We start from the raw sequence: 15,841 nt of genomic DNA, 5'->3' as shown, positions 1-15,841 counted from the left end.
TATCCCAGAGTTAAGGGCAGGTTACTCACGTGTTACTCACCCGTTCGCCACTAATCCAGGAGCAAGCTCCCCTCATCGTTCGACTTGCATGTGTTAAGCACGCCGCCAGCGTTCATCCTGAGCCAGGATCAAACTCTCCGTTGAAGTAAACAAAAACGAACACAACATGGCACCACGGGAAAACGCGGCCACCACACTGCAAAATTTGAAACCAGCTGTAAAAACCAGACCACCCACAGGGGCGGACAGCCCGGTCAATTCAACCAATCACTAAAACAATTGGTATCAACAAACTTGGCACACTATTGAGTTCTCAAACAACAGACACACCCGGCACCACCACAACCACTTCACAGGCCATGAATCGCTCCGGAGCAACTTCACAAACTTACCGGCTAGCTCATCACTTGTCAAACCGGCGTCCGCGACTCTCTTTAGCCAGGGGCTTGAGTGTCGGTTTTTCCGTCTGACTCCGTGGAGCAGCGCGGAAATAAACTCTACCACCACTTTTTCCAGAAGGCCAACCGGGCATCGAACCCTCCCCGGCACCGCGCCAACAGGGCGTGAAAAAGCCCGGAATCACGCGGATTCCGGGCCTTCCCACGAGCAAGGGCTAACTTGCGGCAGAAGCGCCGGGCTTGAAGTAGGCGGCGCCCAGCGGTGGCAACGTGACGCTGAGTGTTGCCGGCTGTCCGTCCTGCCCCTTGTCCGTAGCCTTCAGCTCACCGGAGTTGAGGACACCGGATCCGCCGTAGGTTGTTGCGTCTGTATTCAGCACTTCCGTCCAGGCCCCGGCTTCAGGTACACCAAGGGTGTAGCCAACGTGGGGTGCTCCCGAGAAGTTGATGGCGCAGACCAGCGGGTTGTTCTCCTTGTCCCAGCGGATGAAGGAGAGGACGTTCCGGTCGGCGTCTCCTCCGTTGATCCACTGGAAGCCGCCCGGCTCGTTATCGCGGGTATAGAGCGCAGGGGTGGATGCGTACAGCTCGTTGAGGTCCTTGGTCAGCAGCTGCAGTCCCTTGTGTGCCGGGATGTCGGCGAGCCACCAGTCCAGCCCGTGCTGTTCTGACCACTCCGCTTCCTGGCCGAATTCCGTGCCCATGAAGATGAGCTGCTTGCCCGGGTGCGCCCACTGGTATGCAAAGAATGCACGCAGGTTGGCAAGCTGCTGCCAACGGTCGCCCGGCATCTTGCGCAACATGGAGCCCTTGCCGTGAACTACCTCGTCGTGGCTGATCGGCAGCAGGAAGTTTTCCGTGAAGGCGTAAACCAACGAGAAGGTGACTGTTCCGTGGTGCCACTTGCGGTTGATCGGCTCCTCGGAGGCGTACTTGAGGGAGTCGTGCATCCAGCCCATGTTCCACTTCAGGCCGAACCCCAGCCCGCCGTGGCTGGTCGGCGCGGTAACACCGGGGAACGCCGTGGACTCCTCGGCGATCATGACAGCTCCGGGGTGGGTCTTGTACACCGTGGCGTTGACTTCCTGCAGGAAGGAGATTGCCTCCAGGTTTTCCCGGCCGCCGAAGCGGTTGGGCTGCCACTGCCCTTCTTCCCTGGAGTAGTCCAGGTACAGCATGGAAGCCACAGCGTCCACGCGCAGGCCGTCGATGTGGAACTCGTCCAGCCAGTACAGGGCGTTGGCTACCAGGAAGTTCCGGACTTCCGTGCGTCCGAAGTCGAAGATCAGTGTGCCCCAGTCCGGGTGCTCGCCCAGGTTGGGATCCGCGTGCTCGTACAGGGGCTCGCCGTCGAACTGGGCAAGCGCCCAGGCGTCCTTGGGGAAGTGGGCAGGAACCCAGTCCAGCAGCACGCCGATGCCCGCCTGGTGCAGGGTGTCCACCAGGTAGCGGAACTCATCGGGGTGGCCGAAGCGTGAAGTAGGCGCAAAGTAGGAGGTGACCTGGTAGCCCCACGACCCGCCGAACGGGTGCTCGGCCACGGGCATGAACTCCACATGGGTGAACCCGAGCCACTTGACGTACTCAACCAGTTCCTTGGCCAGTTCCCGGTACCCAAGGCCCAGGCGCCAGGAACCGAGGTGAACCTCGTAGACGCTCATTGCCGAATTGTGCGGGTCCCGCTGGGCGCGGGCCTCCATCCACTCCTGGTCCTTGAAGGCGTAGGAAGGCTCCACCACCCTCGACGCAGTCAACGGCGGCACTTCGGTTCCGAAGGCCAGGGGGTCGGCCTTTTCCACCCAGTGGCCGGCCTTGGTCCGGATTTCGAACTTGTAGCACGCCCCTGCTACAACACCAGGGACGAAGATTTCCCACACTCCCGAGGAGCCCAGCGAGCGAAGGGAGTTTTCCCGGCCGTCCCAGGCGTTGAAATCGCCCTTGACCCGGACAGCCTGCGCGTTGGGCGCCCAGACTGCGAAGGAGACACCGTCCACATCGCCCATCGCGGACTTGTAATGCTGGACGTGGGCGCCCAGGACTTCCCACAGTTTCTCGTGGCGGCCCTCACCGATGAGGTGCAGGTCCACTTCGCCCACGGTGGGCAGGTAGCGGTAGGGATCGTCCACGGTGACCGGATCCGCGCCCGGGTATGTGACGGAGAGCCTGTAGTCGGGAACGTGTCCCTGCTGCAGCGGCTCGAGGACGGCAACCCACACGCCGTGTGCCTCATGCTCCATCGGGACCTCGCCTGCCGGCGTGAGGACGGAGATTCCTTCCGCGAGGTGCTTCACCGTACGGATAGTGACGTGGCCGTAATCGTCAAGGTGCGCGCCCAACACCGAGTGGGGGGCGTGGTGTTCACCGTTGGCGATCCTGCCAAGGGTGCCTTCGTCGACCTTCAGCGGCACCCCCGGCCGGTCAGTTTGTGCTGAGCCTGTCATTTCGTTACCTTCCGATGCTGCCCCGGCGTTTCCGCCGGCGCCATTGCTGCCCAGGAGCCGCCTGGAGGCGTTCACGGGGATCGCCAGCCAGTCGGGCCTGTTACGCATTTCATAAACTACTTCGTACAGTGCCTTGTCCAGCCACAATGCCACAAAGAGCGGCGACTCCCTGTCCACCGTTCCGGGAGTGACCCCCGCGTACCCGGCCAGGAAGGCCTCCGCGCAGTCGTCAACCCAGCCTGCCGGCACCTGCGCGCCCTCCTGTTCGCGCTGGGCCGCGCCGGCCGCGTAGTCGAAGGACCGCAGCATGCCGACGACGTCCCGCAGGGGAACATCCGGGACGTTCCGCTCGGCGACGGGCCGCAGCGGTTCACCCTCGAAATCGAGGATGGCCCACCGAGCAGGGCTTCCCGCCTGCCCGGGAACCTGGAGTATCTGGCCCAGGTGGAGGTCCCCATGGATACGCTGCAGCGCGCCGGCGGGCGCATGGTCAAGGCGGTCCAGGAGCGCGTTCAACGCGTCGTCGTAAGGTCCGACGGCGGCACCGGCTTCTGCCCACGCCTGGCGGACCCGCTGGGCTACTGCGGGCGCAATGACCTGTCCGGGTTGCGGCTCGGCGGAATGCCCCAGAGCCTGGGCCAGACGCTGGTGCACAGTGGCCGTGGCTGCACCCAGGGCATGCGCTTCTGCCGTGAAGTCGGTGCCCGAGCGGGCGGCATCAACAGCAAGGCGCCATGCATCGCGGCCGCCGGCCAGGAACTCGTGCGCTACCGCCAGCTCGCCCTGGACATAACGGGGCGCCCTGGCCGTTGTGGACGCGGGCATTCCCTGGCCGAGCCACTCGCCGCGCACCCAGCCAAGGGTGGCTGGAACTTCGGAAGTGCCTGCAGCCGTGAGGGCGGCACCCACCTCAACCTCTGGATTCGTACCCTCCGAAAGCACGCGGAAGAATTTCACGATCGCCGCGGAGTCGCCGTCGTCCACAATGACTGAACTGTTGGACTGCTCACCGGACAGCACTTTCACAACTCCGCGGGCAGTAGGGAGCCGGAGCTCCCCGGGGGCGCGGAAGCCTGCCGCAGTGCCGTTGGGTGCCTTTCCCTCCTGCCGGATGAGTTCCAGCCAGCTGCCCACGAAGTCGGGGTCGTGGACGGCGTCGTAGACCCAGGTCCTGGACGGGTCCATCCCGGCGGCCTGGCCAACCAGCGCCCGCTCCATCCCGGCTGCCGGCGCGTGCCGGAAGCTCAAGGGAACCTGGACAACGGCGGTCCGGGTGCCGCCGTCGGGCGTTTGTGTGGTGACGCGAAGGAGGAACACTGCCAGCCCGGCGTGGCCGGACGGATCTTCCAGCCCGAGGCTGCCGGCCTGGGACATCTCGAAGTCGGGCGTCTTGACCGGGAACCAGCGCTGCCGTGGCAGCCATTCCTGGAGCAGGGCGGTAAGGGCGGGGGTAAGTATGGGCTGGTTCATATCAGTTCTCGATCGACAGAATCGGCATCGCCTGCGTGTACGGAGACGATGGGTTGGAAGCTGCTGAACGGATCCGCAGCCAGAAGAAGTCGTGGCTGCCGAGCGTCAGGGTGAGGGTTCCGTCCTCGCTGATGCCGGGGAACGGCTGGCCGCCGAAGACGTCGCGCAACCCGCGCCCGGCGAACTGCGGGACCCGCAACTGGGCCGCCACCGGATGCTGGGAGAGGTTGAACGCGCACAGGATGGCCTCCCCGTCGACGCCGGCCGAATTGTCCTTGGGCAGCTCGCGGAGATAGGCCAGCACGGCGTCATGGTCCGCCTCAACGTGTTTGAAGGCGCCCAGGCCGAACGCCGGGTGGTTCTTGCGGACACTAAGGATCTGCCTTGTCCAGCGCAGCTGTGACCCTGAATGGGCGGCCTCTGCTTCCACGTTGGCCATGGCGTAGTTGTACACCAGGGACTGGATGGGAGGCAGGTAGAGCTTGCCCGGATCCGCGTTGGAGAAGCCGGCGTTCCGGTCCGGGTTCCACTGCATGGGCGTGCGGACGGCGTCGCGGTCTTCAAGCCAGATGTTGTCCCCCATCCCGATCTCGTCCCCGTAATAGAGGAACGGACTGCCCGGCAGCGAAAGCAGGAGCGCGTTGATCAGTTCGATTTCGGCGCGGGAGTTGTCCAGAAGGGGCGCGAGCCTCCGCCGGATTCCGATGTTGGCCCGCATGCGCGGGTCCGGGGCGTACCAGCCCAGCATTGCGGCGCGTTCATCGGCCGTGACCATTTCCAGCGTGAGCTCGTCATGGTTCCGCAGGAAGGTGCCCCACTGTGCCCCGTCCGGGATTTCCGGGGTGTCGTGCATGGTTTCGATAATGGGGGCGGCCTTCTGGTCCCGCAGCGCGTAGTACAGGCGCGGCATGATCGGGAAGTGGAAGGCCATGTGGCATTCTGGCTCTTCCTCCGTCCCGAAGTACTCCACCACTTCGTTCGGCGGCTGGTTGGCCTCGGCAATGATGACCCGGCCGGGGTAGCTTTCGTCCACCATGGTGCGGAGCTTGCGGAGGAACTCGTGCGTGGCCGGAAGGTTCTCGCAGTTGGTCCCTTCCTCCTCAAACAGGTAGGGGATGGCGTCGGCACGGAATCCATCGATGCCCTGGTCGAGCCAGAACCGGACAACATCGAACAGCGCCTCGATGACCTTGGGGTTCTCGAAGTTCAGGTCCGGCTGGTGGCTGAAGAACCGGTGCCAGAAGAACTGGCGGCGGATGGGGTCGAAGGTCCAGTTGGATTCCTCGGTGTCCACGAAGATGATGCGCGCGTCCTGGTACTTCTCGTCGGTATCGCTCCAGACGTAGAAGTCGCCGTAGGGGCCGTCCGGGTCCTTCCGCGACTCCTGGAACCAGGGGTGCTGGTCCGAGGTGTGGTTGAGGGGCAGGTCGATGATCACCCGCACGCCCCTCGCATGGGCCTCCGCCACCAGGCGCTTGAAGTCGCTGATGGTGCCGAACTCGTCCAGGACCGAGTTGTAGTCCGAGATGTCGTAGCCGCCGTCGCGCAGAGGCGACTGGAAGAACGGCGGCAGCCACAGGCAGTCCACACCCAGCCACTGGAGGTAGTCAAGCCTGTCGATGAGTCCGGAGAAGTCGCCTGAACCGTCGCCGTTCGCATCCGCGAAGGCCCTCACAAGTACCTCGTAGAACACCGCCTTCCGGTACCACAGCGGATCATGCTGCAGGCCCGGCGCATTTAACTCAAACGTGCTCTTTGGGGTGAAATGCTGGCCGGAACCCTGCGGGTTGAAATTCACTGATGCATTCTCCTCACGCGAAGGATATGTGCGGGCTCGACATGCGAGTCAAGGCGGACGTAGTTGTACTCGCCCCATTCCCAGCTCTCCCCGGAAACGAGGTCATCCACGTGGAAGCCTCCATTGTGGGTCAGGTCCTGGAGGTCGAGTTCCAGCGCGGGCAGGTCAAGCGAGACGGTGCTTTCCCTTGTTCCATGCGGATCAACGTTCACCACGATGATGAGGGTGTCCTTGGACCCGTCCGGAAGGGTCTTGTGCTTGGAGTAGACCACCGTGGCGTCGTCAGTGCTGTGGTGGACCGTCAGGTTCTGCAGGTCCTGCAGCGCCGGGTGGGCATGCCTGATCTCATTCAGCCTGGTGATGTACGGGGCAAGGGTCCGGCCGGAGTGCGCCGCGGCGTCCCAGTCACGTGCCTTGTACTCGAACTTTTCGTTGTCGATGTACTCTTCCGCGCCGGGCCGGGCCACATGCTCGTACAGTTCGTAGCCAGCGTAGACGCCCCACAACGGGCTGGCCGTTGCCGCCAGCGCGGCCCTGATCTTGAACGCCGCAGGCCCGCCGAACTGCAGGTATTCCGTGAGGATGTCCGGGGTGTTGACGAAGAAGTTGGGGCGGAAGAACGCAGGCGACTCGTGGCTTACTTCCGTAAAGTACGCCTCAATTTCCTTCTTGGTGTTGCGCCAGGTGAAGTAGGTGTAGGACTGCTGGAACCCTGCGCGGCCAAGGGCGTGCATCATGGCCGGCCGCGTAAAGGCCTCGGCCAGGAAAACCACCCCGGGAACCTCTTTGTTGACCTGTGCAATTAGCCATTCCCAGAACCAGACGGGCTTGGTATGCGGGTTATCCACCCGGAAAATCTTTACGCCGTGGCTTACCCACAACAGCACAATCCGCAGAATTTCGTTTGAGAGGCCCTCAGGATCATTGTCGAAATTCAGCGGATAAATGTCCTGGTACTTCTTCGGGGGATTTTCCGCGTAGGCGATAGAGCCGTCCACTCGGGTGGTGAACCACTCGGGGTGGGACTGCACCCAGGGGTGGTCCGGGGCGGCCTGGAGCGCAAGGTCCAGGGCCACCTCCAGGCCCAGCCCGTTGGCCCGCGCCACGAAGGCATCAAAGTCTTCGAACGTGCCAAGGTCGGGGTGGATGGCGTCGTGGCCGCCCTCCGCTGCCCCGATGGCCCAAGGTGAGCCGGGATCGTTCGGGCCTGCGATCAGCGTGTTGTTGGGACCCTTGCGGTGCTGCACGCCGATCGGATGGATGGGCGGCATGTAGATGACATCGAAGCCCATGGCTGCCACAGCATCAAGACGCTCGGCAGCGGTGCGGAAATTGCCTGAAGTCCAGGCTCCCGTGGTGTGGTCCTTGACGGCACCCTCGGAGCGGGGAAAGAACTCGTACCAGGCACCGCGCCCGGCGAGGTCACGCTCAACCAGCAGGGGGAACCGCCGGGAGACGGTCACCAGTTCACGGACGGGCTGGTGCGCGACAACGCCGGTGACCGCGTGGCTGAATCCGGCACCGAGGCGCTCCTCCGTGCTGAGGGAAGGGTCCGCCAGCTTGTCGGCGGCCTCGCGGAGGACGCCCCTGTCCCACTCGCTGCGGGTGTCGTCCCCGGCAGCTTCATGGAGCAACGCGGCACCCTCGGCAAGCATGAGCTCCACATCGATCCCGGCGTCCACCTTCACCTCGGCATTGTGGTGCCAGGTACCGTAGCGGTCGTGCCAGGCTTCAATCGCGAAGGACCAGTCACCGGCGTCCGACGGCGTGAGCACGCCTTCCCAGCGGTCCGTCCCCATCCCGCGTTCCCCGCGCGGCGGTGCGAGCCTGACCCGCTGGCGTTCGTTGCCTTCGGGGTCAAAGAGCACTGCGCTGACGCCCAGCTGGTCGTGTCCCTCGCGGAAGGCGGTGGCTCCCACCACGATTCCTTCGCCCGGCAGGGCTTTGGCAGGGAACTTGCCATCCTCCACGACCGGCTGCACGGCGGTGATCGGAAATCGTCCGAACCGCAGCCCGTCAGTGATGGGGCCTTTCGACATTTCCATTGATGCGGCACTGGTTCCTGATGTAGTCGTCACAAGCTCGACGTTAGCGAGAAATGACCGGGAATGCTAAGCCTGCGCACTAAATTCGGCGCGTCAGCCGTCATTTCCTTGGTGCCAACTGTCATTTACCCAAAAGAAACCCGAAGCTGGTTCCAGCCGCGCAGGTTGTCGGTTAGTGTGACGCAGGTGAAGGCAATCCGCAGATTTACCGTCCGTACAGTCCTCCCCGAACCGATCCGCCCGCTGGCCCGACTGGCAAGCAACCTGCGCTGGTCCTGGCACCGCCCCACGCGGGAACTTTTCGAGGGATTGAACCCCCGCCTCTGGAAAGAAAGCGGCCAGGATCCGGTGGGCTTCCTGGGGATGGTAAGCCGCGAGGAGTTCCAGCAGCTCGCTGCGGACCGCTCTGTGGTGGAGCGGGTACGGGCAGCTGAGCAGGACCTGGACCGCTATCTTGAGGAGCCGCGCTGGTACCAGGGCCTGGGCCCTGATGCGCCTGCGTCGATCGCCTACTTCTCCCCGGAGTTTGGCATCACCGAGGTGCTGCCGCAGTACTCCGGCGGGCTGGGGATTTTGGCCGGCGACCACCTCAAGGCAGCCTCGGACCTGGGTGTGCCGCTGATCGGTGTGGGCCTGCTGTACCAGGCGGGCTACTTCAAGCAGTCACTGTCCCGGGACGCGTGGCAACAGGAGACCTACCCGGTCCTGGACCCGGACGGCCTGCCGCTCACACTGCTGCGCGAGCCTTCCGCGGACGGCATCGGCCGTCCCCTGCAGATCGCACTCCCCCTGCCCAACGGCAGGCGCCTGCTGGCACACATCTGGCGCGCCGACGTCGGACGCGTTCCCCTGCTGCTCCTGGACTCCAACGTGCCAGGCAACGACGACGCCGCCCGCAGCATCACCGACCGCCTTTACGGCGGCGGCGGAGACCACCGGCTGCAGCAGGAACTGTTGCTCGGCATGGGCGGGGTCAAGGCGCTGCGCGCCTTCCAGCAGCTCACCGGCACTGCCGCTCCGGAGGTGTTCCACACCAATGAGGGGCACGCCGGCTTCCTGGGCATCGAACGCATCCAGGAACTCATGGCCGGGGAGCAGTCGCTGACGTTTGACGAAGCCCTTGCCGCCGGGCGGGCTTCCACCGTGTTCACCACGCACACGCCGGTTCCCGCAGGCATTGACAGGTTCGAGATCGCCCAGATCCACCACTTCTTCCAGGCCGGCCTGGCACCGGACGTGCCGGTGGACCGCATCCTGGAACTGGGGCGTGAGAACTATGCTGACGGCAACCCCTCAGTCTTCAACATGGCCGTCATGGGCCTTCGCCTGGCCCAGCGCGCCAACGGCGTGGCCAAGCTGCACGGGGAGGTCTCCCGCGGCATGTTCTCCGCGCTGTGGCCGGGCTTCGACCACTCCGAGGTGCCCATCACGTCGGTGACGAACGGGGTGCACGTGCCCACCTGGGTGGACAGCCGCATCTCCAAGCTGGCCCGGGACCAGTTCGGCAGCGAGGCCGAAGCCAACGGCCGCTGGGACCTCGCCTACAACGTCAGCGATGCGGACGTATGGGCGCTCCGGCGTGAGATGCGGTCAGCGCTGGTTGACGATGTCCGCCTCCGCCTCCGCGCTGCCTGGAAGAAACGCGGCGCGGCAGATGCCGAGCTGGGCTGGACGGACAAGGTCCTGGACCCGGACATCCTGACCATCGGCTTTGCCCGGCGCGTGCCCACCTACAAACGCCTCACCCTGATGCTGCGCGAGCCGGAACGGCTCAAGGCGCTCCTGCTGCACAAGGAACATCCCATCCAGCTGGTCATCGCGGGCAAGTCCCACCCCGCCGACGACGCCGGAAAGAAGATGATCCAGGACCTGGTCCGTTTCACGGACGACCCTGCTGTCCGGCACAGGATCGCCTTCCTGCCCAACTACGACATCGCCATGGCCCGCACACTGTTCCCCGGCTGTGACGTCTGGCTGAACAACCCGCTGCGGCCCCTGGAAGCATGCGGCACCTCCGGCATGAAGGCGGCGCTCAACGGCTCGCTGAACCTGTCCGTCCTGGACGGCTGGTGGGACGAGATGTACGACGGCGAGAACGGCTGGGCGATTCCCACCGCCAACAACGGCGCGTCCCCGGAGGAACGGGACGACATCGAGGCCGCCGCGCTGTACGAGCTGTTGGAAACGCAGGTTGCCCCGCGCTTCTACGGGAGCACGGTGTCCGCGGGTGCTGGTGCTGCGGGGCCCTCGACATCGGAGGCAGAGAAGGTGCCGACGCACTGGGTGTCCATGATCAAGCACACCCTCTCGCACCTTGGACCGGCAGTTTCCGCGGAACGCATGCTGCGCGACTACGTGAACATCCTCTACCGCCCGGCCGCGGAGGCGGGGCGGAGCGCCTCCCACAACTCCTACTCGCAGGCCCGCACCCTGGCGGCCTGGACGGCGAAGGTACGTTTGGCCTGGCCGCTGGTGCACGTGGAGCACGTGGACTCTGTTGGTGTGTCCGAGGATCCCCAGATCGGGGACATCCTCCAGGTCAACGCCTATGTGGCCCTGCACAACCTCACCCCGGAGGACGTCTCCGTCGAAGTGGCCTACGGCCGGGCCGAAGAGAGCGACAGCCTGACGGACATCACGGTCATGGAGCTGAAGATGCAGGAAGACCTGGGCAGCGGGCGCCACCTGTTCAGCGGTTCCTTGGTGATCGACCGCTCGGGACCGTTCGGCTACACCGTCCGGGTCCTGCCGCGGCACGACGCCCTCGCCTCCAAAGCCGAACTGGGACTGATCGTCAACGCCTAGACAACAGCAAGCGCCTACGCCCAGTGCCTGACCACCCGGGGAGGACCTCATGACCGAACGCACGGTGGCCGACCTCATCGTGGAGCGCCTCAGCACGTGGGGAGTCAACCGGGTCTTCGGCTACAGCGGGGACGGGATCAACGGCTTCATGGGTGCCCTGCGAAGGGCCGAAGGACGCGTTGAGTTCGTGCAGGCGAGGCACGAGGAAACCGCTGCCTTCATGGCAGTGGGCCACGCCAAGTACACCGGCGGGGTGGGGGTGGTCACCTCCACCCAGGGGCCTGGTGCCGTGCACCTGCTGAACGGGCTCTACGACGCCAAGCTCGACGGCGTTCCGGTGGTGGCGATCGTCGGGCAGCAGAGCCGCACGGTGCTGGGCTCGGCCTACATGCAGGAAATCGATCTCATGTCCCTGTTCAAGGATGTGGCGGCCCAGTTTGTCCAGCAGGTCAACGTTCCGGAACAGCTGCCGATGGTCCTGGACCGGGCGTTCCGCACCGCCAAGGCGACCTCCTCGCCGTGCGTGGTCATTGTTCCGCATGACATCCAGTCCGCCCCGGCGCCGGAACTGGACCAGGAGCACGGCATTGTGGTCACCGCACCGTCGTGGAGCACGTCTGCCAAGACTCCCCGGGACAAGGACCTGGAGGCGGCGGCAGCACTGCTGAACTCCTCGCAGCGCGTTGCGCTGCTGGTGGGCCAGGGAGCCCGGCATGCTTCCAGGGAGGTGGTGGCAATCGCGGAAATGCTGGGCGCCGGAATTGCCACCAGCCTGCTGGGCAAGCCCTATGTGGACGAGACCCTTGCCTTCGCCGCGGGCACCATGGGACACCTGGGGACCACCGCCAGCGCGTACCTGCTCGGCAACTGCGATGCGCTGCTCATTGTTGGCTCCAACGATCCATGGACTGAGTTCTATCCGCCGCCCGGGGCAGCGCGCGCCGTCCAGGTCGACATTGACGAGCGGAAAATCGGCAACCGGTACCCGGTTGAGGTTGGCCTGGCGGGTGATGCGGCGCTGGCGCTCCAGGCCCTGATGCCGCGGCTGCGCCCGCGTCCTCGCGGGCAGTGGCAAACGGACGTGGAGCAGGAAGTTGCCCGCTGGCGGGCCTTGGCTGAGGAACGGGCGGCCGTGCCGGCCGTACCGGTGAATCCTGAACGGGTGGTCCGCGAGCTGACCGGACGGCTGCCCGGTGACGCCTTGTTGAGTATCGACGTCGGCAGTTGCGTTTACTGGTATGCCCGGCAGTTGGTGCTCCCGCCGGGTGTCCCGGCCCACCTGTCCGGGACGCTGGCCAGCATGGGGTGCTCCCTCCCCTACGGTATTGCGGCAAAACTCGCCCACCCGGACCGTCCGGTCGTGGCACTGGCCGGCGACGGCGCCATGCAGATGGCGGGCATCGCCGAACTTGTAACGGTGGCCCACCGGTGGCGGCAGTGGACGGATCCCCGGTTTGTGGTCTGTGTGTTCAACAACCGGGAGCTCACGGAGGTGACGTGGGAGCAGCGGGAGTCGGAGGGCGAACCACGGTTTGCCGCAAGCCAGGAACTTCCTGACTTCCCGTTCGCCGGCTACGCCGACCTGCTGGGCCTCACAGGCATCCGGGTAGAGGATCCGGAGTTGATCGGGGACGCCTGGGAACGTGCCTTCGCGTCGGACCGCCCCGTGGTGATTGAAGTACTCACGGACCCCGAGGTCCCCCTCCTGCCGCCGTTCCCTGCCGGCAGGGAGAAGGCGGCGAACATGCGCAAAGGCCTGGCAGCAGAGGACGACGGCGGCCGGGCAGCGGACCTGCTGGGCACCTACGTCTCGCATGAGGAGCGCGGCGAGTAGTGCCGGGCGGGCTGGCTAGAGCAGGACGGCGGTAACAGCCAGGTCTTTGCCGGCGTAGCGTTCAGCGTCCTGGAGGATTTCGCACATGATTCCGAAGGACCTGTCGCTGCGGAAGGGAGCGGCCACCAGCCACAGCACGGTAACGGGAGGATTGCCGTTGTCCGTGATGCTGTCCGCAAAGTCGTGCAGTGAATCGTTCAGGGCGTCGAGGTTCACCCCGTAGTGTTCCGGGAAGTCCAGGACCTCGCCGAATGCTTCCAGAACCGCTTTCCTGCTGTCCGCAGCGGGGACCACCAGGCTGCGGCGGCCGGCGTCGGACACCTGTTCCTGCAGTTCCTCCAGGGTCCAGGTGTCTCCGGAGTAGATCTTCATGGTTTTGCTCAGCTGCCTTCCGCGATGAACTTAAAGGACTCGTAGTGGTCGTCGGTGTAGTACTTGTCGCCCCCGGCCCCGGACACGATGCGGCGTGCGCCCCTGTCCGACTCTCCAGGCGTTGGCACGGTGTACTCGCGGTAGTAGCCCCTGTCCTGCCGCGGCAGGATGCGTTCGAAGTTGCCGAACGTCTGGTCGTCCTGGCTGTAGCGGTACGGTCCTCCGGCACGGATCAGGTTGAGAACCCTGCGGCCCTCGGCCGGAAGCGCAGATTCCCGAACCTCCGGCAGCCCGGAAGGATTCTCAGGCGCGGCCGTGGGCGGGGGCGGGGTTGGTGGCACCGCCTGTCCGGAAGCTGCACCCGGCGCAGGCACGGAGCTGGAGGTGGCCTCCGGCGTCGCGCCTTCCGTCAGCTGGCCCAGGAAACCGTTGCCGCCGAAAGCAAGGAGGGCCAGTACCACTAGGCCGGCCAGCAGCAAGGGCAGGATGGAGCGGTTGCGCATTCTTGTGGTCCCCGGGGCCTAGGTGCGGTAAATACTGATGGAATGGGCTTCGACGAGGTCCTTCTCCCCTGACGCCACCCGGCCGCCCTGGCGCAGCTCGTGGAGCGGCGAGGTGGTCAGGCGGAGCTCGAACATCTGCGGGTGGGTGCCTTTTGCGGTGACCCGGGGCAAGGTGATCTGGACGTCAGTGTTACTGCCGTTCACCACCATCAGGCCGGCGAGGGCGCCGTTGTCGGATCCGAGCAGGAGCTGCACCACGCGGTGATGGGGATCGTTCCAGCGTTCCATGGACATGGGATGGCCGTCCTGGTCGAACCAGTGGAGGTACGACTGCTCGTCCCGGACCGGGAAGTCGTGGGGCTGCGCAGCCAGGAACTCCTTGCGCAGGCGGATGTACCGCTTGGTGCTGCGGAGCATTTCGTGGGATTCCGGAGTGCGGGTCCAGTCCAGCCAGGCGATGGGGTTGTCCTGGCAGTACGCGTTGTTGTTACCCTGCTGGGTCCGCGCCAGCTCATCGCCGGCGGTGATCATGGGCACGCCCAGGGAGATGAGCAGCGATGCCATGAGGTTGCGGCGGGACTGGGCCCTCCTGGCCAGGATGACGCCGTCCTCCGTGGGGCCTTCGACACCATGGTTGTAGCTGCGGTTGTCTCCGTGCCCGTCCCTGTTCTCCTCGCCGTTGTCCTCATTGTGCTTGCGGTCGAACGAGACGAGGTCATTGAGCGTGAAGCCGTCGTGGGAAGTGATGAAGTTGACCGATGCCAGGCGGGAACGGCCGGAGGCCTGGAACAAGGCAGCGGAACCGGACAGTCCGTCCGCGAGCTTGGCCAGGGACCCGCCGTGGCCCCCGGTTTCCAGGGCAGCCCGGTCAGCCAGCCAGAATGACCGCAGCGCGTCACGGAAGTGGTCGTTCCAGTCAACCCAGCCGCCCGGGAACCGCCCGGTCTGCCACCCGCCGTAACCCACGTCCCAGGGCTCGGCAATCAGTTTGACGTCCGAAAGGACAGGGTCCGCGGCGATGGCAACGAGGAACGGGTGCCGGGGGTCGAAGTCGTTGGCAGCGTTCCGGCACAGCGTCACGGCGAGGTCGAAACGGAAGCCGTCGATGTGGAACTCGTCCACCCAGTAGCGAAGGGAGTCCAGCACCATCTGGACCACGCGTGGTTCACCAAAGTTCAGGCTGTTTCCGCAGCCTGTGGTGTCCACGTACTTTCCGTGTCCGTCCGTCCGGTAGTACGCCTGCTCCCCCAACCCGCGGAAACTGATCGTCTGGCCGTCGGGGCCACCCTCGGCGGTGTGGTTATAGACGACGTCGAGGATCACCTCCAGCCCGGCGGCGTGGAGGAGTTTGACCATTCCCTTGAACTCGTCCTGGACGGCCTGGGGGCCGGCCTCCTGGGCTGCACGGGTGGCGTAGCCGGGATGCAGGGCAAAGAAAGCCGCCGTGTTGTAGCCCCAGTAGTTGGTCAGTCCCAGGTCCTGCAGGTGGGGTTCATCCAGGTGGAAGTGCACGGGCAGCAGCTGCACCGACGTGATGCCCAGGCTGGTGAGGTGTTCGATGATGGCAGGGTGGGCCATGCCAGCGTAGGTGCCCCGGAGTTCCTCCGGAACATCGGGGTGGAGCATGCTCTGTCCGCGGACGTGCGCTTCGTAGATGATCGTGTTGCGCCACGGCAACCGGAGGCGTTCGTCAGTTCCCCAGTCAAAGTCCCCCGCCATGCGCACGCTGGTCAGGAAGCCATCGCGCTGGTCCACGGCCCTGCCGTACGGATCAAGCAGCAGCGGCTGGCCGCCGTCGTCATCAACGTCCGCGGTGGGCACGGCGAAGGGCAGGGACTGCTCGCTGGACGCCGTACGGAACCCATAGCGGGATCCGTACGGCAGGTCCTCAACGATCCCGTGGTGGACGCCATGGGTGACGTTGGGCAGCGACTGGAGCTTCCACTCCCCGCCAGGTGCGATGTATGCGATTTCCAGGCTGGAGACACCCGGCGCGTAGCAGGCCACGTTGGCACGCCCGCCTGCCCGGTGGCGTGAGCCTCCCGAATCGGCGCGCGGAACACTCACACCGAGCGGAACGGCCGTGGAGGCGTCCATGGTGGAAGCAGTGTCGAAGAGCGGCATGACCATCACCTAAATATTAGCCGCCAGCGGCACGTGTCCTGCCCGGACGAC

At 65.2% G+C, this 15,841-nt stretch carries 8 protein-coding genes and 1 rRNA gene; 2 read left to right on the top strand and 7 right to left on the bottom strand.

Annotation, left to right across the window (positions count from 1 at the left end; genetic code table 11):
- From IEX43_RS13155 to IEX43_RS13140, 4 genes are all read right to left on the bottom strand, one after another.
- A 16S ribosomal RNA gene (locus tag IEX43_RS13155) occupies positions 1-144 on the bottom strand; the annotation flags it as partial.
- Between the two features lie 469 nt (positions 145-613).
- The gene (locus IEX43_RS13150; protein WP_188811655.1) at positions 614-4,309 is read right to left on the bottom strand and encodes a 1,4-alpha-glucan branching enzyme; all 3,696 of its coding nucleotides are present in this window, start codon (positions 4,307-4,309) and stop codon (positions 614-616) included.
- Between the two features lies 1 nt (position 4,310).
- The gene (gene treS, locus IEX43_RS13145; RefSeq protein WP_188811653.1) at positions 4,311-6,107 is read right to left on the bottom strand and encodes a maltose alpha-D-glucosyltransferase; all 1,797 of its coding nucleotides are present in this window, start codon (positions 6,105-6,107) and stop codon (positions 4,311-4,313) included.
- Entirely contained in the window at positions 6,104-8,146 is a 2,043-nt protein-coding gene (locus IEX43_RS13140) for an alpha-1,4-glucan--maltose-1-phosphate maltosyltransferase (protein WP_188811691.1), read from the bottom strand. Before IEX43_RS13140 ends, treS begins: the two co-directional genes overlap by 4 nt.
- A 192-nt stretch (positions 8,147-8,338) precedes the next feature.
- On the opposite strand from IEX43_RS13140, the gene glgP reads away from it, so the two are divergent.
- A complete protein-coding gene (gene glgP, locus IEX43_RS13135) occupies positions 8,339-10,957 on the top strand; it encodes an alpha-glucan family phosphorylase (RefSeq protein ID WP_188811651.1) in 2,619 nt (872 codons plus the stop codon).
- 49 nt (positions 10,958-11,006) lie between these two features.
- Positions 11,007-12,791, top strand: coding sequence for a thiamine pyrophosphate-requiring protein (locus IEX43_RS13130; protein WP_188811649.1), 1,785 nt, complete (start codon positions 11,007-11,009; stop codon positions 12,789-12,791).
- A gap of 15 nt (positions 12,792-12,806) precedes the next feature.
- Here IEX43_RS13130 and IEX43_RS13125 read toward each other — a convergent pair whose 3' ends face one another.
- From IEX43_RS13125 to glgX, 3 genes are read right to left on the bottom strand one after another with little or no spacing between them, the layout of a single operon-like run.
- Positions 12,807-13,163, bottom strand: coding sequence for a barstar family protein (locus tag IEX43_RS13125; RefSeq protein WP_188811647.1), 357 nt, complete (start codon positions 13,161-13,163; stop codon positions 12,807-12,809).
- Positions 13,164-13,171: 8 nt separating this feature from the next.
- Positions 13,172-13,666, bottom strand: coding sequence for a guanyl-specific ribonuclease (locus IEX43_RS13120; RefSeq protein ID WP_188811645.1), 495 nt, complete (start codon positions 13,664-13,666; stop codon positions 13,172-13,174).
- Positions 13,667-13,684: 18 nt separating this feature from the next.
- Positions 13,685-15,796 carry a glycogen debranching protein GlgX gene (gene glgX, locus IEX43_RS13115; RefSeq protein ID WP_188811643.1) on the bottom strand — a complete coding sequence of 704 codons (2,112 nt, stop codon included), beginning with the start codon at positions 15,794-15,796 and terminating at the stop codon, positions 13,685-13,687.
- Between the last annotated feature and the right edge of the window lie 45 nt (positions 15,797-15,841).

The sequence above is a fragment of the Pseudarthrobacter polychromogenes genome, assembly GCF_014644495.1.
Classification (GTDB): Bacteria; Actinomycetota; Actinomycetes; order Actinomycetales; family Micrococcaceae; genus Arthrobacter; species Arthrobacter polychromogenes.
This window is presented reverse-complemented; position numbering and strand designations above follow the sequence as displayed.